This is a genomic window from Saccharopolyspora sp. NPDC049357, assembly GCF_040677225.1.
Lineage (GTDB): Bacteria > Actinomycetota > Actinomycetes > Mycobacteriales > Pseudonocardiaceae > Saccharopolyspora.
The window spans coordinates 1-25,569 of sequence record NZ_JBFAQJ010000013.1 but is presented as its reverse complement, the minus strand read 5'-3'; the positions used below and the strand labels follow the sequence as shown (position 1 = coordinate 25,569).

28 protein-coding genes are annotated in these 25,569 nt (G+C 69.2%); 13 read left to right on the top strand and 15 right to left on the bottom strand.

Going from position 1 to position 25,569, the window contains the following annotated elements; translation table 11 throughout:
• Positions 1 to 111 precede the first annotated feature (111 nt).
• Both AB0J91_RS13540 and AB0J91_RS13535 read left to right on the top strand, forming a co-directional pair.
• A complete protein-coding gene (locus AB0J91_RS13540) occupies positions 112 to 777 on the top strand; it encodes a TrkA family potassium uptake protein (protein ID WP_363790773.1) in 666 nt (221 codons plus the stop codon).
• Positions 777 to 1,442, top strand: a complete 666-nt coding sequence (locus tag AB0J91_RS13535) for a TrkA family potassium uptake protein (protein ID WP_363867829.1) — start codon at positions 777 to 779, stop codon at positions 1,440 to 1,442. Before AB0J91_RS13540 ends, AB0J91_RS13535 begins: the two co-directional genes overlap by 1 nt.
• A gap of 48 nt (positions 1,443 to 1,490) precedes the next feature.
• On the opposite strand, the gene AB0J91_RS13530 is transcribed toward AB0J91_RS13535, so the two are convergent.
• From AB0J91_RS13530 to dut, 4 genes are all read right to left on the bottom strand, one after another.
• Positions 1,491 to 2,186: a DUF3159 domain-containing protein gene (locus AB0J91_RS13530; protein WP_363867826.1), complete on the bottom strand. Its 696-nt coding sequence runs from the start codon at positions 2,184 to 2,186 to the stop codon at positions 1,491 to 1,493.
• Entirely contained in the window at positions 2,183 to 2,560 is a 378-nt protein-coding gene (locus AB0J91_RS13525; RefSeq protein WP_132672633.1) for an OB-fold nucleic acid binding domain-containing protein, read from the bottom strand. Before AB0J91_RS13525 ends, AB0J91_RS13530 begins: the two co-directional genes overlap by 4 nt.
• A 178-nt stretch (positions 2,561 to 2,738) precedes the next feature.
• A complete protein-coding gene (locus AB0J91_RS13520) occupies positions 2,739 to 3,374 on the bottom strand; it encodes a DUF3710 domain-containing protein (RefSeq protein WP_363790767.1) in 636 nt (211 codons plus the stop codon).
• Between the two features lie 4 nt (positions 3,375 to 3,378).
• Entirely contained in the window at positions 3,379 to 3,873 is a 495-nt protein-coding gene (gene dut / locus AB0J91_RS13515) for a dUTP diphosphatase (protein ID WP_363790765.1), read from the bottom strand.
• 24 nt (positions 3,874 to 3,897) lie between these two features.
• On the opposite strand from dut, the gene AB0J91_RS13510 reads away from it, so the two are divergent.
• A complete protein-coding gene (locus AB0J91_RS13510; protein WP_363867823.1) occupies positions 3,898 to 4,407 on the top strand; it encodes a DUF3093 domain-containing protein in 510 nt (169 codons plus the stop codon).
• Between the two features lie 180 nt (positions 4,408 to 4,587).
• Here AB0J91_RS13510 and AB0J91_RS13505 read toward each other — a convergent pair whose 3' ends face one another.
• A complete protein-coding gene (locus AB0J91_RS13505) occupies positions 4,588 to 4,887 on the bottom strand; it encodes a DUF4193 domain-containing protein (RefSeq protein WP_093416518.1) in 300 nt (99 codons plus the stop codon).
• A 482-nt stretch (positions 4,888 to 5,369) separates the two neighbouring features.
• Here AB0J91_RS13505 and cei point away from each other — a divergent pair, with 482 nt between their 5' ends.
• A complete protein-coding gene (gene cei, locus AB0J91_RS13500; protein ID WP_363790760.1) occupies positions 5,370 to 6,071 on the top strand; it encodes an envelope integrity protein Cei in 702 nt (233 codons plus the stop codon).
• Positions 6,072 to 6,160: 89 nt separating this feature from the next.
• Here the strand turns inward: cei and AB0J91_RS13495 are convergent, their stop codons facing one another.
• A complete protein-coding gene (locus AB0J91_RS13495) occupies positions 6,161 to 6,949 on the bottom strand; it encodes an inositol monophosphatase family protein (protein ID WP_363867820.1) in 789 nt (262 codons plus the stop codon).
• A 102-nt stretch (positions 6,950 to 7,051) separates the two neighbouring features.
• Between AB0J91_RS13495 and ppgK the strand changes: the two genes are divergently transcribed.
• The 3 genes from ppgK to AB0J91_RS13480 all read left to right on the top strand — a co-directional run bounded on the left by ppgK (position 7,052) and on the right by AB0J91_RS13480 (position 10,288).
• Positions 7,052 to 7,813, top strand: coding sequence for a polyphosphate--glucose phosphotransferase (ppgK, locus tag AB0J91_RS13490; protein ID WP_363790757.1), 762 nt, complete (start codon positions 7,052 to 7,054; stop codon positions 7,811 to 7,813).
• Between the two features lie 398 nt (positions 7,814 to 8,211).
• Entirely contained in the window at positions 8,212 to 9,621 is a 1,410-nt protein-coding gene (locus tag AB0J91_RS13485; protein ID WP_363791113.1) for an RNA polymerase sigma factor, read from the top strand.
• A gap of 481 nt (positions 9,622 to 10,102) precedes the next feature.
• Entirely contained in the window at positions 10,103 to 10,288 is a 186-nt protein-coding gene (locus AB0J91_RS13480) for a hypothetical protein (RefSeq protein ID WP_210968756.1), read from the top strand.
• A gap of 60 nt (positions 10,289 to 10,348) precedes the next feature.
• Here AB0J91_RS13480 and AB0J91_RS13475 read toward each other — a convergent pair whose 3' ends face one another.
• The 3 genes from AB0J91_RS13475 to AB0J91_RS13465 all read right to left on the bottom strand — a co-directional run bounded on the left by AB0J91_RS13475 (position 10,349) and on the right by AB0J91_RS13465 (position 14,200).
• The gene (locus AB0J91_RS13475; protein WP_363867817.1) at positions 10,349 to 11,560 is read right to left on the bottom strand and encodes a cysteine desulfurase-like protein; all 1,212 of its coding nucleotides are present in this window, start codon (positions 11,558 to 11,560) and stop codon (positions 10,349 to 10,351) included.
• 59 nt (positions 11,561 to 11,619) lie between these two features.
• The gene (locus AB0J91_RS13470; protein ID WP_363867814.1) at positions 11,620 to 12,357 is read right to left on the bottom strand and encodes a hypothetical protein; all 738 of its coding nucleotides are present in this window, start codon (positions 12,355 to 12,357) and stop codon (positions 11,620 to 11,622) included.
• A 70-nt stretch (positions 12,358 to 12,427) separates the two neighbouring features.
• Positions 12,428 to 14,200: a DEAD/DEAH box helicase gene (locus AB0J91_RS13465; protein WP_363867811.1), complete on the bottom strand. Its 1,773-nt coding sequence runs from the start codon at positions 14,198 to 14,200 to the stop codon at positions 12,428 to 12,430.
• A gap of 265 nt (positions 14,201 to 14,465) precedes the next feature.
• On the opposite strand from AB0J91_RS13465, the gene AB0J91_RS13460 reads away from it, so the two are divergent.
• Entirely contained in the window at positions 14,466 to 15,599 is a 1,134-nt protein-coding gene (locus AB0J91_RS13460) for a YihY/virulence factor BrkB family protein (RefSeq protein WP_363867808.1), read from the top strand.
• A 27-nt stretch (positions 15,600 to 15,626) separates the two neighbouring features.
• On the opposite strand, the gene AB0J91_RS13455 is transcribed toward AB0J91_RS13460, so the two are convergent.
• Together AB0J91_RS13455 and AB0J91_RS13450 are read right to left on the bottom strand one after the other, a co-directional pair.
• Positions 15,627 to 15,875 (bottom strand): DUF3039 domain-containing protein, encoded by a 249-nt coding sequence (locus AB0J91_RS13455; RefSeq protein WP_132672622.1) that lies wholly within the window; start codon positions 15,873 to 15,875, stop codon positions 15,627 to 15,629.
• A 70-nt stretch (positions 15,876 to 15,945) separates the two neighbouring features.
• The gene (locus AB0J91_RS13450) at positions 15,946 to 16,293 is read right to left on the bottom strand and encodes a DUF3099 domain-containing protein (RefSeq protein ID WP_363867805.1); all 348 of its coding nucleotides are present in this window, start codon (positions 16,291 to 16,293) and stop codon (positions 15,946 to 15,948) included.
• 141 nt (positions 16,294 to 16,434) lie between these two features.
• On the opposite strand from AB0J91_RS13450, the gene AB0J91_RS13445 reads away from it, so the two are divergent.
• Complete coding sequence (locus tag AB0J91_RS13445; RefSeq protein WP_363790745.1) at positions 16,435 to 17,109, top strand: lysophospholipid acyltransferase family protein; 675 nt, start codon at positions 16,435 to 16,437, stop codon at positions 17,107 to 17,109.
• Between the two features lie 94 nt (positions 17,110 to 17,203).
• On the opposite strand, the gene AB0J91_RS13440 is transcribed toward AB0J91_RS13445, so the two are convergent.
• The 3 genes from AB0J91_RS13440 to AB0J91_RS13430 are packed head-to-tail and all read right to left on the bottom strand — an operon-like array spanning position 17,204 to position 19,147.
• On the bottom strand, positions 17,204 to 17,782 hold the full coding sequence (locus AB0J91_RS13440; RefSeq protein ID WP_363867802.1) for an HhH-GPD-type base excision DNA repair protein: 579 nt from the start codon (positions 17,780 to 17,782) through the stop codon (positions 17,204 to 17,206).
• 43 nt (positions 17,783 to 17,825) lie between these two features.
• Positions 17,826 to 18,542, bottom strand: coding sequence for a class I SAM-dependent methyltransferase (locus tag AB0J91_RS13435; RefSeq protein ID WP_363867799.1), 717 nt, complete (start codon positions 18,540 to 18,542; stop codon positions 17,826 to 17,828).
• Positions 18,543 to 18,589: 47 nt separating this feature from the next.
• The gene (locus AB0J91_RS13430; protein WP_363867796.1) at positions 18,590 to 19,147 is read right to left on the bottom strand and encodes an isochorismatase family protein; all 558 of its coding nucleotides are present in this window, start codon (positions 19,145 to 19,147) and stop codon (positions 18,590 to 18,592) included.
• 122 nt (positions 19,148 to 19,269) lie between these two features.
• Between AB0J91_RS13430 and AB0J91_RS13425 the strand changes: the two genes are divergently transcribed.
• The 3 genes from AB0J91_RS13425 (at position 19,270) to AB0J91_RS13415 (ending at position 22,515) form a co-directional block, all read left to right on the top strand.
• A complete protein-coding gene (locus tag AB0J91_RS13425) occupies positions 19,270 to 20,784 on the top strand; it encodes a class I SAM-dependent methyltransferase (RefSeq protein ID WP_363867793.1) in 1,515 nt (504 codons plus the stop codon).
• Complete coding sequence (gene dtd, locus AB0J91_RS13420) at positions 20,781 to 21,206, top strand: D-aminoacyl-tRNA deacylase (protein ID WP_132681456.1); 426 nt, start codon at positions 20,781 to 20,783, stop codon at positions 21,204 to 21,206. The genes AB0J91_RS13425 and dtd overlap by 4 nt, the downstream gene beginning before the upstream one ends.
• Before the next feature lie 337 nt (positions 21,207 to 21,543).
• Positions 21,544 to 22,515 carry a sigma-70 family RNA polymerase sigma factor gene (locus AB0J91_RS13415; protein ID WP_132672615.1) on the top strand — a complete coding sequence of 324 codons (972 nt, stop codon included), beginning with the start codon at positions 21,544 to 21,546 and terminating at the stop codon, positions 22,513 to 22,515.
• Positions 22,516 to 22,764: 249 nt separating this feature from the next.
• Here the strand turns inward: AB0J91_RS13415 and AB0J91_RS13410 are convergent, their stop codons facing one another.
• On the bottom strand, positions 22,765 to 23,478 hold the full coding sequence (locus AB0J91_RS13410) for a tyrosine-protein phosphatase (protein WP_363790733.1): 714 nt from the start codon (positions 23,476 to 23,478) through the stop codon (positions 22,765 to 22,767).
• Positions 23,479 to 23,663: 185 nt separating this feature from the next.
• Here AB0J91_RS13410 and AB0J91_RS13405 point away from each other — a divergent pair, with 185 nt between their 5' ends.
• The gene (locus tag AB0J91_RS13405) at positions 23,664 to 25,319 is read left to right on the top strand and encodes a fumarate hydratase (protein WP_363867789.1); all 1,656 of its coding nucleotides are present in this window, start codon (positions 23,664 to 23,666) and stop codon (positions 25,317 to 25,319) included.
• The last annotated feature ends 250 nt before the right edge of the window (positions 25,320 to 25,569 follow it).

The window sequence follows — 25,569 nt, the reverse complement described above, 5'->3', positions numbered from 1 at the left end:
GGCCGCAGCGGTCACCGAACCGCCCCCGTCCGGGTACGGTCAGCGGCGACGAGCGGCGTCGTCCGCAGCAGTTGTTCCAGTGCGCTCAACACGCAGCGAGGAGACAAGGTCGTGCACGTCGTGATCATGGGCTGCGGCCGGGTCGGGGCCTCCCTGGCCGCCGCGCTGCAACGGCTCGATCACACCGTGGCCGTGGTGGACAAGGACCCGCAGGCGTTCCACCGCCTGGGCCGGGACTTCCGCGGTCAGCAGGTCACAGGCAACGGCTTCGACCGGGACATCCTGGAAGAAGCGGGAATCGAGCAGGCCAGCGCCTTCGCCGCGGTGTCCAACGGGGACAACTCCAACATCGTCTCGGCCAGGGTGGCGCGGGAGACCTTCGGCGTCGCCCACGTCGTGGCCCGCATCTACGATCCCAAACGAGCCGAGGTCTACGAGCGGCTCGGCATCCCGACCGTGGCCACCGTGCCGTGGACGACGGACCGCTTCCTGCGGATGCTGCTGCCGGAAGGCGTGGCCACCGCGTGGCGGGAGCCGTCCGGTGCCGTCGCGGTGCTGCAGCTTCCGCTGCACGAGAGCTGGATCGGGCGCAAGGTCTCCGAGGTGGAGTCGGCGACCGGGGCGCGGGTCGCGTTCATCATGCGGTTCGGCAACGGCGTGCTGCCCGACCGCAAGACCGTGATCCAGTCCGACGACATCGTCTACGTGGCAGCGCTGTCCGGAACCGTCACCGACGTCACCGCGGCCGCTCGCCGCACACCCGAGGAGAGCGAGTAATGCGAATCGCGATCGCGGGAGCCGGCGCGGTCGGCCAGTCCATCGCGCGGGAACTGCTCGAAGGCGAGCACGAGGTGCTGCTCATCGAGCGCAGCACCGGCAACTACCACCCCAGGCGCATCCCGGGCGCGGAGTGGATGCTCGCCGACGCCTGCGAGCTGGCGTCGTTGGAGGAGGCGGGGCTGCAGTCCTGCGACGTGGTCATCGCGGCCACCGGCGACGACAAGGTCAACCTCGTGGTCTCGCTGCTGTCCAAGACCGAGTTCGCGGTGCGCCGCGTCGTGGCCCGGGTCAACGATCCGCGCAACGAGTGGCTGTTCACCGACGCCTGGGGCGTGGACGTCGCGGTCTCCACGCCGCGGATGCTGGCCGCGATGGTCGAGGAGGCCGTCAACGTCGGCGACCTGGTGCGCCTGATGACGCTGCGCCAGGGCCAGGCCAACCTCGTCGAGGTGACGCTGCCGGAGTCGACCCCGCTGGCCGGGCGCCGGGTCCGCGACCTCAAGCTGCCCGTCGACTCGGCACTGGTGAGCATCCTGCGCGGTGGCCGGGTCATCGTGCCCCAGGCCGACGACCCGCTCGAGGCGGGCGACGAGATGCTGTTCGTGGCCACCAGCAACGTGGAGAGCGAGATCCGCGCGGTCATCCACGACCACGGGGAATGACGAACGGGGCGGTTCCCGGCGGAACCGCCCCGCACCACGTCGAGCGCGCTAAGCGCCGGCGACCGCCGCCTCTTCGGCGACCTTCTTGGCCCTGCGGATCGCCCAGACCGTCACGACCAGCGCGATGCCGGTCAGCGGGTATCCCATGGCGATGCGGGCGAAGGCCAGCCAGCCGGTCTGGTCGTTGTCGTAGAGCCACTGCTGCACCACGTACTTGGCGGCGAACACCGCCGCCCAGGACAGCGTGGCGATGTCGTAGGCGCGCATCGCGCGGCGCTGCTTGCGCCAGCCCATGCCCAGGCCGTTCAGGGTCGACCAGACCACTCCGACCAGCGGCCAGCGCGCCGCCACCGACACCAGGAACACCCCGCCGTAGATCAGGCTGGTCCAGATGCCGAGCAGGAAGAAGCCCTTGGTCTCGCCGGAGCGGTAGGCGATGAACGAGCACACCGCCACGCCCAGCACGCCGGAGATCGCCGGTTGCAGCGGCTCCTTGCGCACCAGGCGGAAGATCGCGATGCCCACCGCGACACCGATCGAGGCCCAGATCGCGGGCATCATCGAGGTGAACGAGCTGACCACCACGAACACGACGATCGGAACAGCGGAGTACGCGAGCCCGCTGACACCGCCCATCTGCTCCAGCAGGGTCTGCTCGGAAACGCCGGCCTTGCCCGCGGGCTGCCGGTCATCGTCGGTCTGCCGGGCGTTGAGCCCCGCAGCCGATGCGTCATGTTCGCTCATGCGGTGTTCTGCAACTCGTAGTAGGGGTTGTACAGCACCTTGCGACCGTCACGGACTGCGATCCGGCCACGGGCCTTGACGATACGGCCCGGTTCGATTCCGACGATGCGCCTGCGCCCGAGCCACACGAGAGTCACCCCTTCGGTGCCGTCGTAGAGCTCGGCCTCCAGGGTGGGCGCGGAAGTCTTGGGGCAGAGCTCGACGCTGCGAACCCGTCCGAGCACCACGGCTTCCTGCCCGCACTGGCAATCGCTGGCCCGCTGCGCGCCTCCCGCCTGCGACCGATCTGACAGGTCGTCGGCGTCAAGTTCGGCGACATCGCTGGTCAGGCTCCGCACGAGGCGCTTCCAGTAGCCGCCTTCGGTCTTGCTCATCTAGCGCTCCTGTGCGCCTCGGGGCTCGACTCCGCAGCCCGTGCACTTCCCAGCCTAACCGCCTGCGCGGGCCGAATCCCACGCCCGGCGGAATAAAGAACCCACTCCGGAGCACGCCGTTCGTCTCACCCGTTCGGCGCAGGGGTGGGGCCGTCGAGATCCCCACCCCGCGTCGGCCTCAGACCTGCCCGTTGGGGGTCTCGGTCTGCTGCGTCTGCGCCTGCTGGATGTGGCGGAGGATCGCCTCGGGGAGCTCGATGGGCAGCGGCGTGCGCACCGGCATCGGCTCGGAGCCGCGGACCACGACCGTGTCGTCCAGGACGCCGTAGAGCAGCCGAGCGCACTCCTTGGCGGACTCGGCCGGACCCGCGGCCACACCGCGCAGCAGCCAGCGCGGACCGTCGACGCCGACGAACCGCAACGCCGCCTTCGGCGAGTCGGCCACCAGCTCGACGCCCCAGTCGCCCTGCTCGGTGTGCACCCGCGCGCCGTCCTTGCGGAGCTGGTCGGCCAGTTCGTTGCCGACCTCCTCCCACAGCCCCCCGCTGCGCGGCGCCGCGAAGGCGCTCACGGTCAGCCTGCCGACCGGGGTCACCAGGTGCACCGCGCGCACCGGCCCGGAGGGATCGACCTCGACCTGCAGCTGACCTCCCTCGGGCACCGGCACCCGCACCGAACCGAGGTCGAGCCGCTCCACCCCGGAATCGGGTGCTTCGCTCTCGTCGTACGGCCCCTGCGAGGGAACCTGCTCCGGCTCGGCCTGTTCCTCGATGGCCTCGTCGCGCTTGGACTTCCCCCGGCCCCTTCTGAACATCCCCTCAGACCTCCGTCCTGTGACCGGCCTCGGTGGTTCCCGACGCCGTCAGCACCTCATGACCACCTGTGGAGCCATGTCCACCGGCACCGCGCAACGACTCGGGCAGCTCGTCGACCTCGGTGAACACGGCGTGCTCGACCTTCTGCACGACGAGCTGAGCGATGCGGTCACCTCGTCGCAGCGACACCGGCTGCACACGATCATGATTGATCAGGCAGACCTTGATCTCACCGCGGTACCCCGAATCGATGGTCCCGGGCGTGTTGACCACGCTGAGCCCGGTCTTGGCGGCGAGCCCCGAGCGCGGGTGGACGAAGCCCGCGTAGCCCTCCGGAAGCGCCACGGCGACTCCGGTGCCCACCAGCACGCGTTCGCCCGGTTCGAGAACCACATCCCTGGTGGTTACCAGATCAGCACCGGCATCCCCGGGTTTGGCGTATTCGGGAAGCGGTACACCGGGGTCGGTTCGGGTAAGCAGGACCTTCACGTTCGACACGGGCGGCGAGACTACCCTGAACGCGTGTCGGAAAGCGTAGAAGCAGCCACCACGAGCGGGGACACCCCCGGTCAGGCGAATTCGGAGGGGCAGGCGGTGTTCCGCGAGCGGCTGTACGCGTCGTGGTGGACCTGGCCGTTGCCGCTGGTCGCAGCGGTCTTGATGGCCGCTCAGGTGCACATGGGCTACCCGGGCGTGCGGGCGTGGTTGCCCTACGTCGTGCTGGTCCCGCTGGCGATCCTCGTGCCGCTGTGGCTGGGCAGGCTCAAGATCGAGGTCGTCGACGACGAGCTGTGGGTCGGCGACGCCCACCTGCCGCTCCGGTTCATCGACGAGGTCGAGATCATCTCCCCCGCCGAGCAGCGGCGTTCCCTGGGCCCGGACCTGGACCCGGCGGCGTTCCTGGTGCATCGCTCCTGGGTGCGCACCTCCGTGCGCGTCTGGCTCGACGACCCGGACGATCCCACTCCGTACTGGGTGATCAGCACCCGCAAGCCGGAGCGGCTCAAGGCCGTCCTGCTCCGCGAGCGGTGAACGGCAACCGGCGGAGCCGGTTTCTCCTCACCCCGTGCCGGCAACCGGCACCGGTGTCAGGTTCCGCCACCCGCACCGCTGAGCGAATTGAGCTGTGGAGCCTTTCGACGGGAAAAACACTGGGCACACGCCGCCCGCGTGTGCCCAGCCACTTCCCGTTGTGAGTCGTCGACGTGCGCCTCAGGCGGCGCAATCACGACAGATGAACTGACCGTTCTTGGTCTCGGCCAGTCGGCTGCGGTGATGGACGAGGAAGCAGCTCGAGCAGGTGAACTCGTCAGCCTGCTTCGGGAGCACCTTGACGGTCATCTCCTCGCCGGACAGATCAGCGCCCGGCAGTTCGAAATTCTCCGCGATCGCCCCTTCGTCTTCGTCGACGACGCCGGATTGCGCATCGTTGCGTCGCGCCTTCAGCTCCTCCAACGAGTCCTCCGCCAAGTCCTCGGACTCGCGGCGAGGAGCGTCGTAGTCGGTCGCCATCGTGATTCACCCCTGCGTTTGTGGAGACTGCAATGGTGTGCCGCTGGTAAACGTTCCAGGACCCGAATTTGTGCCCGATGGGACAGTGATCGCGGTCTCGCCCTGCAACGCGTCTAGTTCCCCCGTAAAGAGCGACTTGCCTCAACTCGGCACTCCGTGAGGCGCCGAGAGGGTAGCTCATAACTTCTGCGAACACGCAGCAGGTCACCCATAGGTGTGGCATTGCGCGCATTCGGAGGGCATCGTAGATCAAAATTCGACCGGTCGGCCGAGTCCTCCGGGCGGCCCGTCCCGGTTGCCCTGCCGACCCCCGCGTGATGCGATGCGCTCGCGGTTTCCCGGTCGGCATCGGCTTCGAGACGATCACGGGAAGATCAAGACACGGCAGCGGCGACCAGCACCGCGCACAACAGGTTCAACCCCTAGGCTGATCCGGTGCGGGCGGGAGCGCGCGGATCCGAGGCATCCAGGGAGGGGCGGACGTGGGAGCCGTAGGTGCAAGGCCGGGACGGCGAGTCGGATATCGCCGACGCCGACCGCTGCCCGCGCTGGTCGTGCTGGTGGCGCTGGTGGCGCTGTCCGGACTGCTGTGGACTCGCGTCTTCGGGTCCGTGGAGGACATCGACACGGCCACCAGGTGCAACCCGCCCGGAGCACCGACCGCGCCGCCCGAGGCCAGCGGCATGCCGCCGCAGGTGCCGCTGGGCACCATGCTCGAACGCGACGCGCTGAACTCCACGACCCCGGTGCCGCCGCAGGACGTGCACGTGCGGGTGCTCAACGGCAACGGCGAGAGCAGGCAGGCGAGCATGGTCGGCGACGAGCTGGCCAGCCTCGGCTTCATCAAGACCGGCGCCGACAACGACTCCGTCTACGTCAACTACGACCTGCAGTGCCACGGTCAGATCCGCTTCGGCGCCGCCGGGATGAGCGCAGCCCGCACGTTGAGCCTGATCGCGCCGTGCGCGCAGCTGGTGCGCGACGAGCGCGAGGACGCCGGGCTGGACCTGGCGCTGGGCGCGCGCTTCGACGACATCAAGACCACGCAAGAGGCCAAGCAGATCCTGCAGCAGCTGCAGAACTGGGTGCCGCAGCGCGATCAGCAGGACGGCGCGCAGCAAGAGGTGACGCCACCTCAGATCAGCGAGGATCTGCTCACCAAGGCCCGCGACGTGCACTGCTGATAACGATTCCCGGCAACAACTCGCAACGGACCGCTATCGATGCCGTGGCGGAAACCCGATCGGGATTGGCGGGTTCCCGCCACGGGCGGTCAGACCTCGCCGGCGTTGGCCGCGCGCAGGGCGTCGGTGAGCCCCTCGGCGACCCCGGGGGTGGCGCAGACCAGCATCTCGTCGCCCAGCCCGTCCGACGACCCCTTCTCCGGGAGCCGCAGCGCCGCTCCGGCCTCCTGCGCGATCAGCGCGCCGGCCGCCCAGTCCCAGCGGTTGAGCCCGACCTCGTAGATCGCGTCGAGCCAGCCGGCCGCGACCGAGCACAGGTCCAGCGAGGCGGCTCCCGCGCGACGGATGTCGCGCACCTGGCCGAGCAGGTCGTTCACCACGCGCGCCTGGGCGGTGCGGCGCTCGACCGCGTAGGCGAACCCGGTGCCCACCAGCGCCAGGTCCAGCCGGTCGGAGCCGGAGACGTGCAGCGGTTGCCCGTCGAGGAAGGCCCCGTGACCGGCCGCGGCGCTCCAGACCCGTCCTGAGACGGGTTCGACGACGGCTCCGGCGACCGAGCGGCCGTCGACCTGCGCGGCCAGCGAGACCGCGTAGAAGGGGAACCCGTAGAGATAATTCACAGTGCCGTCGATCGGGTCGACGACCCAGCGCAGTCCGTCCAGCGCACCGTCGCCGCCTTCCTCCTCGCCCAGCACGGACTCCCCGGGGCGGAGCTCGGCGAGCCGCTCGCGCACCAAGCGCTCCACGGCTCGATCTCCCATGGTGACCACATCGGTCTCGGTGCTCTTCGTGTCAACACCGTCGGTCACCGCCTGATCACGCACGGTTCGGGCCAAATCGGCGGCTTCGCGCGCGATTCGCACCGCGACCTCGGACAAGGCGTTTGCATCCACATCTTTTGGCAATCCCACGCAGACATCGCAACACAGTCCCGTTAAGGTCTGCACACCTTGGTCTGAATCGAATAGGAAGGATCAGCCATGGCGACAGCCCGCGGGTTCGGCGTGGACATCGGTGGGTCCGGCGTCAAGGGATCGCCGGTGGACATCGAGGCCGGAGTGCTGGCCGAGGAGCGCTTGCGCCTCGCGACGCCGCAACCCTCGACGCCGGACGCGGTGGCCGATGCCGTGGCCGAGATCGTCGAGAAGTTCGCCTGGACCGGACCGGTCGGTGTCACGCTGCCCTGCGTCATCAAGGACGGCACGGCGCTGACCGCCGCCAACATCGACAAGGGCTGGATCGGTACCGATGCCCAGGCCCTGTTCGCCGAGCGCCTCGGTCGCAGCCGGGACGAGATCGTCGTGCTCAACGACGCCGACGCCGCCGGGGTGGCCGAGATGAAGGCGGGTGCGGGCGTCGGGCACGAGGGCCAGGTCGTCGTGCTGACCTTCGGCACCGGCATCGGCAGCGCGATGTTCATCGACGGCAAGCTCGTCCCCAGCACCGAGTTCGGCCACATCGAGGTCGACGGCCACGACGCCGAGTCGCAGGCCGCCGCGTCGGTGAAGGACGATCTGGAGCTCTCCTACGAGGAGTGGGCACCGCGGGTCACCCGCTACATCCAGTCCTTGGAGAAGTTCATCTGGCCCGACCTGATCATCGCCGGCGGCGGTGTCAGCCGGAAGGGCCACAAGTGGATCCCGCTGCTGGAGACCCGCACCCCCGTGGTGGCGGCTGCGCTGCGCAACGACGCGGGCATCGTGGGTGCCGCGATGGCCTCCGCGAGCAGCGCGAAGAGCTGATCCGACCGCTGCCGGGCACAGCTGCGACCGCGTGCTGAGCCCGGCCGCGAAGGGGCGTCCCGAGGGACACCCGTCGGAGTGTGCGGCACGGCTCGCAACGGTCTTCCGGAGCCGTGCCTAGCACACGGAGGGACGCGCGGACTCCGCCTTGCAGCGGAACCGCACCCCCGCATCGCGGTTACAATGGAACACGACCCACTTGGTTCGAAGTCCTTTTGGCTGGTGAACGCTGGTGAACCCGCCCGCTGGTGCAACACCTTCACCGACGGCGGGAGCCGGTGCGGCGGCGAGCCGATAGCCCGGTACTTCACGGGTGATTGTTCGTCAGCCAGGACGCCGAGTCCGGTGGGTTGTTCCCCGACCTTTGGCGGCCGAGGTTTCGCGCCCTCCGGCCCGCCCTGATCGACCGTCGCGAAAGGGCGTACGTGGCAGCCGCAGAAACCGCAACCCGACGCTCCAGCACCGCCGCAGACGCTGGCGGCGCTCAAGCCGAGTCGGGCCAGTCCCAGGCCACCCCAGCTTCGGAGGCGGCTGCTTCGTCTGACGTCGAGCAGACGAAGCCTGCCGCGCGCAAGAGCACCGCCAAGAGCTCGTCGGGTGCGAAGTCGACCACCCGCAAGCCCGCGGCCAAGAAGGGCGCCGCCAAGGCCCCGGCGAAGAAGACGACCAAGTCGGCTTCCGCCAAGGGCGCTGGCGAGGGCATGGAGATCGACGAACCGATCGAGACCGACCTGACCTCTCCCGAGGTCGGCGATCTCGCGGAAGTCGAGGTGGAGATTCCAGAGGAGCCGGTTCCGGACGAGGACTCCAAGGAGTCCGGTGACTTCGTCTGGGACGAAGAGGAGTCCGAGGCGCTCCGGCAGGCGCGCAAGGACGCCGAGCTGACCGCTTCCGCGGACTCGGTGCGCGCCTACCTCAAGCAGATCGGCAAGGTCGCGCTGCTCAACGCCGAGGAAGAGGTCGAGCTGGCCAAGCGCATCGAGGCCGGCCTCTACGGTGCCGAGCGGTTGCGCCAGATCGAGGAGTCCGGCGAGCAGCTGACCACGCAGATGCGGCGCGACCTGCGCTGGATCGTGCGCGACGGCGAGCGCGCCAAGAACCACCTGCTGGAGGCCAACCTCCGCCTGGTGGTCAGCCTCGCCAAGCGCTACACCGGCCGCGGCATGGCGTTCCTGGACCTGATCCAGGAGGGCAACCTCGGTCTGATCCGCGCGGTCGAGAAGTTCGACTACACCAAGGGCTACAAGTTCTCCACGTACGCGACCTGGTGGATCCGTCAGGCCATCACGCGCGCGATGGCCGACCAGGCGCGCACCATCCGCATCCCGGTGCACATGGTCGAGGTCATCAACAAGCTCGGCCGCATCCAGCGCGAGCTGCTGCAGGACCTCGGTCGCGAGCCCACGCCGGAAGAGCTCGCCAAGGAAATGGACATCACCCCGGAGAAGGTGCTGGAGATCCAGCAGTACGCCCGGGAGCCCATTTCGCTCGACCAGACCATCGGCGACGAGGGCGACAGCCAGCTCGGTGACTTCATCGAGGACTCCGAGGCCGTCGTCGCGGTCGACGCGGTGTCGTTCACGCTGCTGCAGGACCAGCTGCAGTCGGTCCTGGCGACGCTGTCCGAGCGCGAGGCGGGCGTGGTCCGGCTGCGCTTCGGCCTCACCGACGGCCAACCGCGCACGCTGGACGAGATCGGCCAGGTCTACGGGGTGACCCGGGAGCGGATCCGGCAGATCGAGTCCAAGACGATGTCGAAGCTGCGCCACCCGTCGCGGTCGCAGGTCCTCCGGGACTACCTCGACTGACCGAATTGTCCGAAATCGGCCGTCGACCCACTCGGGTCGGCGGCCTTTTTCGCGTGTCCACTTCGGCCTCGAAGGGCGATTTCGGAGCTTCGGGAGGGCGATTTTCCGTCCGAGTGCTGAGATTTGCTGTTCGCTTCCAGAGGAACAGGACCGATCACGGATCGTCATATTTGTGATCCAACCCACCAGAATTGGCCTTGACCAGTCAGAGCGTTTGTCCAGCTAGATTCGTCGATCTCCACATCGTCGCAGGTCAGAGGGGTGAACCCAATGTTGATCACCCTCCGCGAGGATCACTGCTGCAACCGGGTACTTCATGGTGACGACCGTCGCTAGCCCGCGCGGGAACACTGACTCCGGCCAAAACGTCTGGAAGAGTAGAGCCAACGAGCACCGACCCTGCAGCCAGTAGGACACCGGTGGTCGTAGCAGGATCGAGGGCGTCGGGTGGAATCCGACGCCGGGACGGAGGGAGATATCGATGCCGGGAACGCTCACCCGCCCCGAGCTGACCGCCGCCGACCGCTGCGACCGCTGCGGGGCCGCTGCCAAGGCTCGCGCCGTACTACCGTCCGGTGGCGAGCTTCTGTTCTGCGGGCACCACGCCCGCGCCTACGAAGCCGGACTGCGCGACGTGCGGGCCGACCTCCAACAGGACGAGCAGTGACAACCTGATCAGCCAGGTCACCGGCCCCCGCAGCCAAGCGCTGCGGGGGCCCGGTGCGTTTCACGCGCTGATCTCGCGCAGGGCCGCCAGCAGGCGGTCGACCTCGTCGGCCGTCGAGTAGTGCGACAGGCTCGCCCGCACGCCGCCCTCGGGGCCGATGCCGAGGGCGTGAACGAGCTCCCAGGCGTAGGAGTGGCCGGCGGAGACGTTCAGCCCCCGCTCCGACAACGCCGCGGACACCTCCGCCGGAGCCTTGCCCCGGACGGTGAAGAAGGCGGTGGGCGTGGTCGGCCCCTGCGGAGTGCCGTGGCGCTGGACACCGCCCAGCTCGGCCAGTCCCGCGAACAGCCGACCGGCGAGCTGCTCCTCGTGCGCCACGACGGCTGACCGCGAGATCGCGAGGCGTTCGGCGCGGCTGCCCGTCGCGTCGCCGTCCAGCCCCGCCAGGTGCTCCACCGCCGCGACTACACCGGCCATCGGGGCGAACGGGTTGGTGCCCAGCTCGAAGCGCTCCGGGGAGCTCTCGGGCGACGGCGCCAGCTTGTCCGGGTGGAGGTTCTCCAGGACCCACGGATCGGCGGCGACGACGGCCGCCAGGTGCGGTCCGGCCCACTTGTAGGCGCTGGTGGCGTACAGGTCCGCGCCGAGATCGGCGATCCGCACGTGCGCGTGCGGGCAGTGCTGCACGCCGTCGACGTAGGACAGCGCGCCGACCTCGCGGGCCCGGTCGGTGATCGGCTTGAGGTCGGGCACGACCCCCAGCAGGTTGGACGCGGCGGTGACGGCGACCAGCTTGGTGCGATCGTCGATCAGCCCGACGACGTTGTCGACGGGGAGCTCACCCGTGGCCGGGTCGATCTCGGCGGTGCGCACGGTCGCACCGGCCCGCTGCGCGAGCTGCACCCACGGCCGGACGTTGGCGTCGTGGTCGAGGGAGGTCACCACGATCTCGTCGCCCGGGTTCCAGCCGAGCGCCAGAACTCCGGCGAACCGGTAGGTCAGCGAGGTCATGCTCGGCCCGAACGCCACGCACGCCGGATCGGGCGCGCCCACCAGGTCCGCCACGGCCGCGCGAGCCTCGGCGACGATCCCGGACGAGCGTCGGCTCGACTCGTACTGCCCGCCCACGTTCGACAACCCGGATCGGTAGGCGTCGCTGATCGCCTCGATCACCGATTCCGGCACCTGCGTGCCCGCTGCGCCGTCCAGCCACGCCCGGCCGTCCGCCAGCGCCGGGTACTGCGCCCGGACCTTCTCAACGTCGAATCCCATGCCGCGACCCTAGAAGACGGAACGCACCGCCAAGATCATCGCCCTCACCCGGGCTGCCGCTACGCGGTGACGGCCTCGTCGACCACGGCGGGACGCGGTGTGAAGGCGTCGGCGGTGACGTCCCGGACCAGTTCCACGACGCTGGGGCCGTAGCTCTCGGACTCCACCACGCGCAGGAGCAGGCAGAAGCGCCGCCTGCGGCCGTACTTCCGCATCAGGCGCGGGTGCTGGACGTCGACGTACCGCGCGGCGGCGCGGTTGGCGATCGAGGTCTGACCGCAGATCAGGAAGGCAGGCTTGTCCTGCTTGCTGCGGATGATCTTGGCCAGGACCACGTACTCGACCTGACGGCTCCGCGTCGGGTACGTCTCCCCGCCCACCTCGATCGCCGTCTTCGAGTCCAGTCCGCCCACGCTCACTCCTGGCAACGCCGACCGCAGGTGAGCCGCGGTGCGCCGGTTGGCGGACGGGCCACCGATGCAGAACTCGGGCTTGTCCGCCAGCCCCTGCTCGGACTGGTCGTGGAAGATCACCTCGGGCTTCGCCCCGCAGTCCCCCAGGACCGACGAGAGTTCGAGCATCGCCGCAGCGTCGTTTCGGTGGACGCTGCGCTCGTTGTCCGCCGACACCATCCGGGGAACCACCAGCAGGCAGTCGCCACCGGTGCTCATCCCGAAGAACGCCTGCTTGCGCCGCAGCCTCCGAAGTCGCAGCAGGCGACCGGAGATCCAGACCACCGACCCGGTGATCACGCTGGCGATGATGTTGAGCCCGACGTTCCACGCATCGCCCGTCACAGCACCCGCTCCAAGATCGTCGCTCTGGCGGGTGACAGGTTAGCGGGACGGCCGGACCCGCATCAGGCGTTCACCAAGAGCGGAGGGTGGCGATTCGCTCTTCGAGCTGCTCGACCGTGGCCATCGCCGTGGGCGGGCCGCCGCAGACCTTCTGCAGCTCGTTGTAGATCTTGCCGTGCGGCTTGCGGGTCCGGTGGTGGTGCAGCGACACGAGCGTGTTGAGCTCCTTGCGCAGCTTCTGCAGCCGCTCCTGGACGCTCTGCGGACGCGACTGCTGCTCGGCGGCCTGCTCGGCGACCTTGGCCGCCTTCGCATCGGCCTCGCGCTTGCCGACGTCGTCCAGCTGCTGCGACTGGCGCTGCCGCAGCAGCGCTCTGACCTGATCCGGTTCCAGCAGACCCGGCAGCCCCAGGTAGTCCTGCTCCTCCTCGGTGGTGCTGAACGCGGCGGTGCCGAACGACGAACCGTCGTAGATCACCTGGTCCAGCTCGGCCTCGGCGCCCAGCGAGGTGAACGCCTTCTCCTCCTCGCCGGGCTCGTCGCGCTGGGCGTTGGCGGCGGCGACCAGCTCGTCGTCCCAGCCGTCCTTCTCCCGGTGCGGCTTGCCCAGCACGTGGTCGCGCTGCGCCTCCAGCTGGCTGGCCAGCTCCAGCAGCACCGGAACGCTCGGCAGGAAGATGCTGGCCGTCTCCCCCGGTCGCCGCGACCGCACGAAGCGGCCGATGGCCTGGGCGAAGAACAACGGCGTCGAGGCGCTGGTGGCGTAGACGCCGACGGCCAGGCGGGGCACGTCTACACCCTCGGAGACCATCCTGACCGCGACCATCCACTTGTCGTCGGACTCGGCGAAGGCACCGATCCGCGAGGACGCCTGCGGATCGTCGGAGAGCACGACCACCGGATCCGAGCCGGTGATCTGGTGCAGCGCCTTGGCGTAGGCCTTGGCCGTGGGGTGGTCGGAGGCGATCACCAGGCCACCGGCGTCCGGGATGCCGCCCTGGCGGAGCTGCTCCAGCCGGGTGTCGGCGGCCTTGAGCACCGTGGGGATCCACTCGCCGGACGGGTCCAGCGCGGTCCGCCACGCGCGGGCGGTCTGCTCGGCGGTCAGCGGCTCACCGAGGCGCGCGCTGAACTCGTCGCCGGCGTTGGTGCGCCAGCGCGCCTCGCCCGAGTAGGCGAGGAAGAGCACCGGCCGCACGACGCCGTCCGCCAGCGCGTCGGAGTAGCCGTAGGAGTGGTCGGCGCGGCTGCGCATCGACCCGTCGGCGTCGGGCTCGTACCCGATGAAGGGGATGGGCGAGTCGTCGCTGCGGAACGGCGTACCGGTCAGCGACAACCGGCGAACCGCGGGAGTGAACGCCTCCCGGATCGCGTCACCCCAGGACTTGGCGTCGCCCGCGTGGTGCACCTCGTCGAGGATCACCAGCGTCTTGCGCCGCTCGGTGCGCACCCGGTGCAGGTTGGGGTGGGCCGCGACCTGCGCGTAGGTGACGACCACGCCGCGGTAGTCGCTGGAGGTGATGCCGTCGGCGTTGCGGAAGTTGGAGTCCAGCGGGATCCCGGCCCCTCCGGCCGCCAACGCCCACTGGTGCTTGAGGTGCTCCGTCGGCGCGACCACCGTGACCTGCTCGACCGTGCGGTCGGCGAGCAGTTCCGCGGCCACCCGCAGACCGAACGTCGTCTTCCCCGCGCCGGGCGTCGCCACGGCCAGGAAGTCCGTCGGCCGGTTGGCCAGGTACTTGGTGAGGGCTCGCCGCTGCCAGGCTCGAAGTGGCCGGGACGGTGCCTGCGAGGGGTCGCTAAGAACAGATCGGACGGAATAGTCGAGTTGCGCTTCGGACACGCCGGCTCGCCGCTCCCTTCCTCGTTTCCCCAAACCGGATGGTGCGGGCACATCCGTTGAGCCCCGCGACCGCCACGCTCCCCTGGACATCAGGCCTGACCGGAGAACTGGATCAACCAGCACGATCAACTCGTGGCGGGCCGTCGTGCAGCTTACCTTCGCGCTCGAGTCGACACCGGTTCGGCCGATCGAGATGGTTCCGACACTCCGGTTTCAACACCTCGACGCCTGCGCGCCGGTGCTATGAAGCATCCTTATAGGCGACATGGGTTCGCCGAGTTCGCCAGACAGTCGGGGGCGCAGCGCGACCGCAGCGCGGGATGAGGTCCCGGTCCGCCGCGGTCCCCTGCGCTTGGTCGCACGCACCCTGGACAAGGCGTGGTGGGACAACATCTTCTCGGAATCCGCGGCTGCGGCGTTCTGGCAGACGATGTCGCTGCCGCCGCTGCTGCTGGGTCTGCTGGGCAGCTTGGGCTACCTCGGCGACTGGTTCGGCCCCGAGATCGTCGACGCGGTGCACGACAAGATCCTGGCGTTCTGCCGGACGGTGTTCACCAGCGGCGTCGTGGACCAGATCATCGGGCCGACGGTCGGCGACATCCTGACCAAGGGCCGCAGCGAGATCGCTTCGATGGGTTTCCTGCTGTCGCTGTGGGCGGGTTCCTCGGCGCTGGCGTCGCTGGTGGACTCGATCACCCAGGCCTACGACCAGTACCTGGTTCGCAACAGCATCTGGCAGCGGATCGTGGCGCTGCTGCTCTACCTGGTGGGCCTGGTGCTGGCGATCATCGGGATGCCGGTGGTGGCGCTGGGGCCGGAGTGGCTGCCCACGGTGTTCCCGCACGCGCTGCAGGACGACGTCACCTGGCTCATCCACGCCATCTACTACCCGGCGACGGCCGCCGGTCTGGCGATCGCGCTGGCCACGCTCTACAGCGTGGCACTTCCGCGCAAACTTCCCTGGCACCGCGGCGTGCCGGGCGCGCTGCTGGCGATGGTGCTGTTCCTGGTGGCCAGCTACGGGCTGCGGGTCTACATCACCTGGATCACCAGCACCGGCTACACCTACGGCGCGCTGGCGACCCCGATCGCGTTCCTGCTCTTCGCCTTCTTCATCGGTTTCGCGATCATCATGGGCGCGGAGTTCAACAACGCGATCCAGGAGATGTGGCCGGCGAAGATGACGCGCCGCGAGCGGCGGCGCTGGCGTCGGCTGGAGATGCGGCGACTGGCTCAGCGGATGCACACCGAGGACGGCTACCGCGCCTGGCGCGAGGACAACACGCCCGAACCGGAGCACGAGGCGGTGCAACCGAAGCCCGAGACCGATCCGCCGCACACCAACGGCAAGCCGGTGGATTTCAAGCGCGCAGGCCAACCCGAACCGCACGGCGGCTGACCCGCGGCGGTTCGGGAGGCACCCGACTTACTTGTCGGCCCCGGGGGGCAGCGACTCGAAGATCTCCTTGCAGTCCGGGCAGACGGGCGAACCGGGCTTCGCGGACTTGGTGACCGGGAAGACCTCGCCGCACAGCGCCACGACGTGGGTACCCATGACCGCGCTCTCGGCGATCTTGTCCTTCTGCACGTAGTGGAATACCTCGGGACGATCATCGCTGGTCTGATCAGCTGTCTCGTTCCGGGTGTCGGTCTCCGGCAGCGTCATCGTGCTCATGGCACCAATGATGCCGCACGACGCATGCGTCTGTCCGCAGCGGCTCTGGTCTCACCACCGCAGAGGGGTGTCAGGTGCTCTCGATGACGCGATGTTCCGAGGCCTCGATGCTGCGGTGCGACCTGCGGAACCGGTTCACGTGCTCGGACTTGCGAACGGGCCGATCGTTGGCGATCAGTACCGCCATCCACGGCAGGGGGATCGAAATGGCCAGGATGATCAGGGCCAACCACCACAGCTGCCACACCTGGAACACGACCACCGCGCCGACCAGGCACGGAATCCGGCTTGCCATCATGATCGCGTACCTGCGGCGGCGAGTCGCCTGCTCATCGTCCATCGACGGCTGAGCCTCGGTGATCAGCACCGGGGTGTCGTCACGATGTGAAGTGTTCACGACGCTACCTCCGATTTCCATGCTCCCACCCACGGGTGCCCGCCGATACCCCCGGGGCCCGGCGATTCACCCCCACTGGTTGACCGCCACGACGCACGCGCGAAACCTCGCCGAGTTAGATTCGACGTGGGAGCAAGAACTTCGGCGCGGGAGTGACCACACATGATGTACGCGGTGAGCAAACGGGTCGTGGGTGCGGTAGCCCGGTCCGTCTACCGACCCAAGATCATCGGCGCGGAGAAGGTGCCCACGACGGGCCCGGTGATCCTGGCCCCGAACCACCTCGCCGTGCTGGACAGCTTCATCGTCCCGCTGGTGCTGCCACGTCCGGTGGCGTTCCTGGCCAAGGCCGAGTACTTCCAGGGCACGGGATTCAAGGGCGGCCTGAGCAAGTGGCTGTTCAGCTCGCTGGGCGCGATCCCCGTCGAGCGGGGACGCGGCCGGGCCGCGATGGAGGCCATCGGCGCGGCCGAGGAGGTCCTGCGCAACGGAGGAGCCTTCGGAATCCACCCGGAGGGCACTCGCTCCCCCGACGGACGTCTCTACCGAGGCCGCACCGGCGTCGCCAGGCTCACCCTGAACACCGGTGCCCCGGTCGTCCCCGTGGCGCTGACCGGCACCGACAAGCTCCAGCCCCGCGGCACCAGGATCCCGCGCCTGGCCAAGGTCACGGTCCGCTTCGGCGACCCGCTGGACTTCACCCGCTACTCGGGCATGGAGGCGTCGCTCCCGGTCCTGCGCTCGATCACCGACGAGATCATGTACGCCATCTCCGAGCTCTCGGACCAGGAGTACGTCGACAAGTACCAGAAGCCGGGAGCAGCAGCCGCCGCCTGACCGCCCGTGCTGCCCGGGCAATCGCCAAGGGGCGGTTTTGGTCCGAACCGCGTCCGTTGTGCCCGGTCAGCTCGGGCTAGAACCGCCCACGCGGCTACTTCGCGGCCTTCGCGGCGGCCTTCTGCGCCTTCTTGAAGGAGCGGACCTCCTGGAGGGTCTGCTCGTCGACGACGTCGGCGATGGAGCGCCGCGAGCCCTCCTCGCCGTAGGCGCCCGCCGCCTCTCGCCAGCCCTGCGGTTCGACCCCGCGCTGCTTGCCGAGCAGGGCGAGGAAGATCCGGGCCTTCTGCTCGCCGTAGCCGGGAAGGGCCTTGAGCCGCTTGAGGACTTCCTTGCCGTCGGGGTCGCCGTCGGTCCACAGCGCCTCGGTCCGGCCGTCGTAGTGCTCGACGACGTGCTGGGCGAGGGCCTGGACCCGCTTGGCCATCGAACCGCCGTAGCGGTGGATCGCGGGCTTCTGCACGCAGAGCTCGACGAACTCCTCCGGGTCGGCCTCGGCGATCTTGGCGACGTCGAACCCGCCCATCCTGTCCGCGATCTTCTTCGGACCGGCGAACGCCAGCTCCATCGCCACCTGCTGATCGAGAAGCATCCCGGTGAGCAGGGCGAACGAGTCCTCGGAGAGCAGCCGGTCCGCCTCGGCGTCGCCGGTCAGGTGCAGTGCGTCGGACATGGCCGCATCATCTCACGACACCACGCCGGGAACGCGTTCGCGCTCAGTCCGCCTTGCGGGCGATGTAGACGTCCTCCAGGCCCGGGCGGTCCGGTGCTTCGCGCACCGCGCGCAGCTCGAAACCCGCTTCGGCGAGGCTCGCGTCGATCTCGTCCCGGGTTCGGAAGCGCAGGGTGGACTCGGAGGTGAGCTCCTCGCCGTCGGGGAACCGGTAGGTGCTGCGGAACGAGATCAGCGGCGGGCTCACGTCGGTGAGCTCGTCGTGCCGTTCGACGCGGCCGAGTTCCGGCACGTCGACGCTGGTCGTGCCCGGCCACCGCTCCCAGTCGCGGCGTTCGGGCTTCCTCGTCTCGAACACGAAGTGCGTTCCCGGCCGGAGCGCGGCGCGGACGCTGAGCAGGACTCGCGTCCACTCCTCGTCGGCGCGGAAGACCTGCGCGACGTTGCCGGTCATCACCACGAGATCCGCCGCGATGGTCGGCAGGACCGTGGCGTCGCAGCGCACCCAGACGATCCGCGCGGAGCCGTCCTTGGACCTGGCGACCGCGAGCGATGCCTCGGCCGGGTCGGTACCCACGACCGTTCGCCCTGTCCCCTCGAGCAGGATCGCCAGCGAGCCGGTTCCGCATCCGACGTCGAGAACTCGGGCAGCGCCCAGCTCGTCGGCGATCTCGACGTAGGCGTGCAGGTCGCTGCGACCGGATTCGAACGCGTCGTAGAGCGGCGCGAGCCGAGGATGAGCGAACATCGCGTCAGGCACCGACCGAATCTAGCGAGGCGTCGGCGAGGTGACTACCGCCGTTTCGCTCATGCGCGAGCGAAGTCGACCTCCGCCGCGCTGACCGCACCGGCCGTGCGGCCGGGTGCGGCCTGGTGCTGCCAGTACAGGTTGGTGTGCGCGATGACCTCGTCCGGCGATGGCGCCCCGTAGCGGCTGAGGTCGCTGGTGGTGTGGGCATCGGCGACCAGCGTCGCGTCGTAGCCGCGGACGAACGCGCCGTGCAGCGTGCACCGGACGCACTGATCGGTCTGCGCCCCGGTGACGATCAGCCTGCCGATGCCGCGGTGGGCGAGCACCTTCTCGAGTTCGGTGTCCTCGAAGGCGTCGCCGTAGGACTTGTGCACCAGCGGCTCGTCATCGTCGCGGTCCAGCTCGGGCACCAGCTCCCAGCCCTCGCTGTCGCGGACCAGTCCGTCGTCGTGGTGCTGGATCCACACCACGTCGACACCGGCCGAACGCGCCCGGTCGACCAGGTGGCCGATGTTGACCACGACCCGGTCCCGATCGTGCGCGTCGGCGACCACGCCCTTCTGCACGTCGATGACCAGCAGCGCGGTGTTCGGCCTGTTCTCCAGAACGGTCATGGCGACTCCCCCATCAGCGATGCCTCGATGCTAGGCGGCACCACCGACGGTTTCCGGTCTCCGCGAACCGCCCGACCGACTGAGCGGAGGCATCGGTCCGCGGGCGTGTGAGGATTCAGCACGTGAATCCAGTTCTGTCCGCTGACCGCATCGACCGACTTCGCGAGGCGTTCCGCGCCGCCTCCTACGACGCCGACGGCGTCCTCGACCTGCTCGGCCACTCCGCGCACGCCGCGCTCGGCCGCGGCGAACCGATGCCCGCGCTGCGCGCCACCGAGGGTGCCGGCCCGCTGGGCACCCTGGTCCGCCTGTTCCTGCTTGGCCGTCCCGAGACCCGCGCCGACGTGCAGGCCGCGCTGGGGTCGCTGACCATCGACGACGCGCTGGCGGCCGGCATCCTCGCCGCCGACGGCGAGCTGCTGCGCGCCGGACTGGACATCCGCCCTCACGGCGAGGGCGAGCACTCCTGGTGGGTCGTGTCGGACCTGGACTCCGACCTGCGCGGGGGCCGTCCGGTCGACCCCGACCACGTGCTGGGAGTCGGGCACGCCTCGCTGAGCCTGGTGCGCGCCACCACCCGGCGGCCGGTCGGCTCGGTGCTCGACCTGGGCACCGGCTGCGGCGTGCAGGCGCTGCACGCGAGCACGCACGCGAGCAGCATCACCGTCACCGACGTCTCGCAGCGGGCGCTGGCCCTGGCTGCGGCGACCTTCCGGCTCAACGGCGTCGACGCGGAGCTCGGCGAGGGCGAGTGGTTCGACCCGGTCCGAGGCCGCCGGTTCGACCTGGTCGTGTGCAACCCGCCGTTCGTGGTCGGACCGCCGCGCACCGACTTCACCTACCGCGACTCCGGCATGGCCGGTGACGACGCGAGCGCGCTCGTGGTGCGCCAGCTGCCGTCGTTCCTCAACGAGGGCGGCACCGGGCAGCTCCTGGCGTCCTGGGTGCACCGCGAGGGCGAGGACTGGGAGGACCGGGTCGCGTCCTGGCTTCCGCCGGGAGCGGGGGTGGACGCCTGGTTCGTGCAGCGCGACGTCGCCGACCCCGACCTGTACGTCGGCACCTGGCTGCGCGACGCCGGATACGACCTGCGTTCCGAGCAGGGCATGCGCAAGGCCGCCGAGTGGCTGGACTGGTTCGAGGACAACGACGTGATCGGCATCGGCTTCGGTTTCGTCACCCTGCGCCGCACCGACGGTCCCGGTGAGGTCATCTGCGAGGACCTGCGGCACGCCTTCGACGACCCGCTGGGCCCGGAGTCCGATGCCTGGCTGCGCCGGGTCGACTGGCTGCGGGAGCACGACTCGGACGACGACCTGCTGGCCGCCCGCCTGGTCACCGCCGACAGCACGGTGCTGGAGCAGGTCTCGCAGCCGGGCGACGAGGGCTGGGAGCCGATCGTGCACCGCCTGCACCGCACCGACGGACCGGGTTGGCAGCACGAGATCGACGAACTCGCAGTCCGGTTGCTGGCGGGATTCCGCGGTGCGCTGCCGTTGGACGAACTGCTGGAGTTGCTCGCGTTGGGTTACGGCGAAGATGTGGAGGAGTTGACCTCCGCGGCGATTCCCGTGGTGCGCGAACTCGTGCGGCACGGAATGGTCGTTCCGGCCGAATGGCGAGGTGTTGATCAATGAGGGCAATCGCCACGCGCGTCACTCGCGCCTCGGTAACGGTCGACGGTGAAGTGGTCGGCAAGATCGATGAACCCGGACTGTTGGTCCTATTGGGTGTGACGCATTCCGACGGCCGTGAGGAAGTCGTAAAAATGGCCCGGAAACTGCACGAGATTCGAGCCCTGCGGGACGAGGAGTCGTGCGCCACGACCGGGGCTCCGCTGCTCGTCGTCAGCCAGTTCACCCTGTACGGATCGACCAAGAAGGGACGCCGCCCCTCCTGGACCGAAGCGGCCCGCCCGGAGCAGGCGGAGCCGCTGGTGGAAGAGGTCGTCGCCGAGCTCCGCGAGCGGGGTGCTCGGGTGTCCACCGGGGTGTTCGGAGCGATGATGGCGGTCGAAAGCGTGAACGACGGGCCATTCACACTTTTGGTTGAGGTCTAAATGTAACGAGAGCTCTCAGGAAATCCTCAGGCTTGGGCGCGCAACGGATGTGACGGCCGCGACGTCTTCGAATCGAGAACATCGGGAACGAATTCGTCGCGCCCGTCGTTTTCCAGGTAACGAAGCTTCGACGGCCATGCCGACAGCGGTGACCGAACCCTGGAAGTTCTCGCCCGGACATCCGGCGGAACCGACAGCTCCGGCACCGACCCGACATCCGAAGAAGAACGTCGACGCGGAAGCCCCGGTAATACCGAGCGTACGCGTCTTCCGCACCGCGCACCGATGCGTCGGTGTGAATTGCGCCCCGCTAGCCAGCCCGTCAGGGAGGGAGCTCATGACCGTCCCGCAGACCACCAAGCCAGACGTCGCCGTCGCCGAAGAACTGGACACCCAGGGACCATCGGCCGACCTGGTGCGCGTCTACCTCAACGGCATCGGGCGCACCGCGCTGCTCACCGCACAGGAAGAGGTCGACCTCGCCAAGCGGATCGAGGCCGGAGTTTTCGCCAAGCACTTGCTGGAGACCGGCAAGAACCTCTCCCCCGAGCGGCGTTCGGACCTCAATGCCGTCGTGCGGGATGGTCGGCGCGCGAAGAACCACCTGATGGAGGCCAACCTCCGTCTGGTCGTCAGCCTCGCCAAGCGCTACACCGGACGCGGCATGCCCCTGCTGGACCTCATCCAGGAGGGCAACCTCGGCTTGATCCGCGCGGTGGAGAAGTTCGACTACACCAAGGGCTTCAAGTTCTCGACCTACGCGACCTGGTGGATCCGTCAGGCCATCACCCGTGGCATGGCCGACCAGAGCCGCACCATCCGGCTGCCCGTCCACCTGGTCGAGCAGGTCAACAAGCTGGCCCGGATCAAGCGCGACCTGCACCAGAAGCTGGGCCGCGAGGCCACCGACGACGAGCTCTCGGAAGAGGCCGGCATCCCGGTCGAGAAGATCCTCGACCTGATGGACCACTCGCGTGACCCGGTGAGCCTGGACATGCCGGTGGGTGCCGAGGAGGACGCGCCGCTCGGTGACTTCATCGAGGACGCCGAGTCCGCCGACGCCGAGAACGCGGTGATCTCGGGCTTCCTGCAGGACGACCTGCGCAGGGTGCTGTCCACGCTGGAGGAGCGCGAGCAGGCGGTCATCCGGATGCGCTACGGCCTCGAAGACGGCCAGCCGCGCACCCTGGACCAGATCGGCAAGGCGTTCGGGCTGTCCCGGGAGCGGGTCCGCCAGATCGAGCGCGAGGTCATGTCCAAGCTCCGGCAGGGCGACCGCGCCGACCGGCTCCGCGCCTACGCCAGCTGAACCAGGCGGAGCGCCCCTCCCCACCCGGGGGGCGCTCCGCCTTCTCATGTGACCTCTGCGACGGTTGAGGCGATCGGCGCGAGGTCGTGCGCGGGTAGAGCCAACCGGCATCACTTTGCACCCGATCGGCTCGTTGACCCGGCGCGGAGAAGACGCGAAGATCTTCTTCCCGTTGCTTGAGCGGTGGGGTCCTCCACCGCTTGCTGGAGGAGGGCGGGCTCGTCGAACAGGCGGGTCCGGCCTCCTCACCTACTTCTGCAGGAACTTCTCCTGCCAGCGACCCAGCTCGTCGTCGGTGACCCCGTGGTCGCTCAGCCAGCCCGCTGCCCCCTGGTGGTCGTCGAAGATCTCCAGCACGCGCTCGATGGCCTGGGTCGGGGTCGCCAAGAACTCGGCGACCATCTCCTCGTCCACGCCGGGCGGTAGTTCCGGCGCCTCGTTGAGCCGCTGCAGAACGCGAAACATGTTCTTGTCGGTGCGCACGTAGTCGGCGATGATCGCGTCCTGCCGCACGCCTGCCGCGCCCAGCAGCATCGCCGAGACCACCCCGGTCCGGTCCTTGCCCGCCGCGCAGTGCACCAGCGCCGGGCCGTCGGCCTCCAGGACCTGCCGGAACACCTCGACGAGCTTCTTCGGGGCGCCCTCCAGCATTCCCTGGTAGAGCAGGGTCAACTCGTGCACGGAACCGTCGGTCTCCGGCTTGTCCAGCCCTTCCAGCACCCGCACCCGGTGGACCTGGGCGACGGGGGCCAGCGGGTGCTCGTCCTGCGTCTCGACCGCTTCGCGCAGGTCCACCACCACGCGCGGTGGCCACGCGGAGGCCCCGGCCGGGTCCCGATCACCCGGGTGCGGGGCGTCGCTGCGGTAGACCACGCCGGACCTGGTCAGCACACCGTCACCGGTGGGTTGACCGCCGAGATCGCGGAGGTTGACCAGTTCATCGAGCGCATCCGACGTCGCCATGAAGCCTCCATGTGAGGGAGCCGTCCAACCACGAGAATGTCAATCCGAGCCGGTTTCGACCAGGGCGCACCCGGCACGCACCACCGGGTCTCCGTCACACATAGCCCACCCGTGTGGACGGCGTGATCCGCTGCGCGGTTACATGAGTGCACGCGTAACCCGAACGCGCGCAAAGGAGCCGCGACGTGACCACCACGAATTTCGACTTCACCGAGGTGCTCCCCCTCGGCCCCGACGACACCGAGTACCGCTTGGTGACCGATGAAGGCATCAAGGTCGTCGAAGCCGCGGGGCGCCGCTTCCTGGAGATCGAACCCGCCACGCTGACCTCGCTGGCCGCCGAGGCGATCAAGGACATCCAGCACCTGCTGCGTCCGTCGCACCTCGCCCAGCTGAAGTCGATCGTGGAAGACCCCGAGGCCAGCGCGAACGACCGCTTCGTGGCCACGGACCTGCTGCGCAACGCCTGCGTGTCGGCCGGCGGGGTGCTGCCGATGTGCCAGGACACCGGTACCGCGATCGTCATCGGCAAGCGGACCGAGTCGGTGCTCACCGGCGGCCAGGACGAGGAGTCGCTGGCTCGCGGCATCTTCAACGCCTACCAGGACCTCAACCTGCGCTACTCGCAGATGGCGCCGCTGAACTTCTGGGAAGAGCGCAACACCGGCAGCAACCTGCCCGCCCAGATCGAGCTGTTCAACAAGCCGGGCACCGACCCGTTCTACGAGCTGCTGTTCATGGCCAAGGGCGGCGGCAGCGCGAACAAGACCTTCCTCTACCAGGAGACCAAGGCTCTGCTGAACCCGACGCGCCTGGGCCGCTTCCTGGAGGAGAAGCTGCGCTCGCTGGGCACCGCCGCGTGCCCGCCGTACCACCTGGCGATCGTCGTCGGCGGCATGTCGGCCGAGTACAACCTCAAGGTCGCCAAGCTCGCCTCCGCGCGCTACCTCGACGAGCTGCCGCGCGAGGGCTCCGGCTCCGGGCACGCGCTGCGCGACGTCGAGATGGAGCAGCAGGTCCTGGAGATGACCCGCCAGTTCGGCATCGGCGCGCAGTTCGGCGGCAAGTACTTCTGCCACGACGTGCGCGTCATCCGGCTGCCTCGGCACGGCGCGTCGCTGCCGGTGGGCGTGGCGGTGTCCTGCTCGGCGGACCGGCAGGCCAAGGCCAAGATCACCCCTGAGGGCGTGTTCCTGGAGCAGTTGGAGCGCGACCCGGCCAAGTACCTGCCGGAGGTCTCCGACGAGCAGCTCTCCGACGAGGTCGTCAAGATCGACCTCAACCGGCCGATGGCCGAGATCCGCTCCGAGCTGTCCAAGCTGCCGGTCAAGACCCGCGTGTCGCTGACCGGCCCGCTGGTGGTGGCGCGCGACATCGCGCACTCCAAGATCGCCGAGCGGCTCGACGCGGGCGAGCCGATGCCCGACTACATGCGCGACCACCCGGTCTACTACGCCGGTCCGGCCAAGACCCCCGACGGCTACGCCTCGGGTTCTTTCGGCCCGACCACCGCCGGCCGGATGGACTCCTACGTCGAGCAGTTCCAGGCCGCCGGTGGCTCGATGGTCATGCTGGCCAAGGGCAACCGTTCCAAGAAGGTCGCCGAGTCCTGCCAGAACCACGGCGGGTTCTACCTCGGTTCGATCGGTGGACCGGCCGCGCGGCTGGCCCAGGACTGCATCCGCAAGGTCGAGGTCCTGGAATACCCCGAGCTGGGCATGGAAGCCGTATGGCGCATCGAGGTCGAAGACTTCCCCGCCTTCATCGTCGTCGACGACAAGGGCAACGACTTCTTCGCCAACTCGACGCAGCCCACCCTGCAGATCTCCTTCGGTCGCTGAGATCCTCCCCGAACTCGTTGTGCGTGCCGGTGCCGGTCGCGGAACCTGACCCGCGGCGGTGCGAGCTGCTCAGGTGGTCTTCACGGCTCGCGGCTGCGCCGCTTGCACACGGGTCAGGAACGCGCTCTGCGGTTTTCGCGCTGGACGACCGGTCTTGGGCTCACCCGCGCGTGGTGCGCGGGTGACCCAGCTCGCCGATCATCTCCCGCAACCGGGCCATCGGCAGCCGCGCGTGCGAACCGAGGTTGAC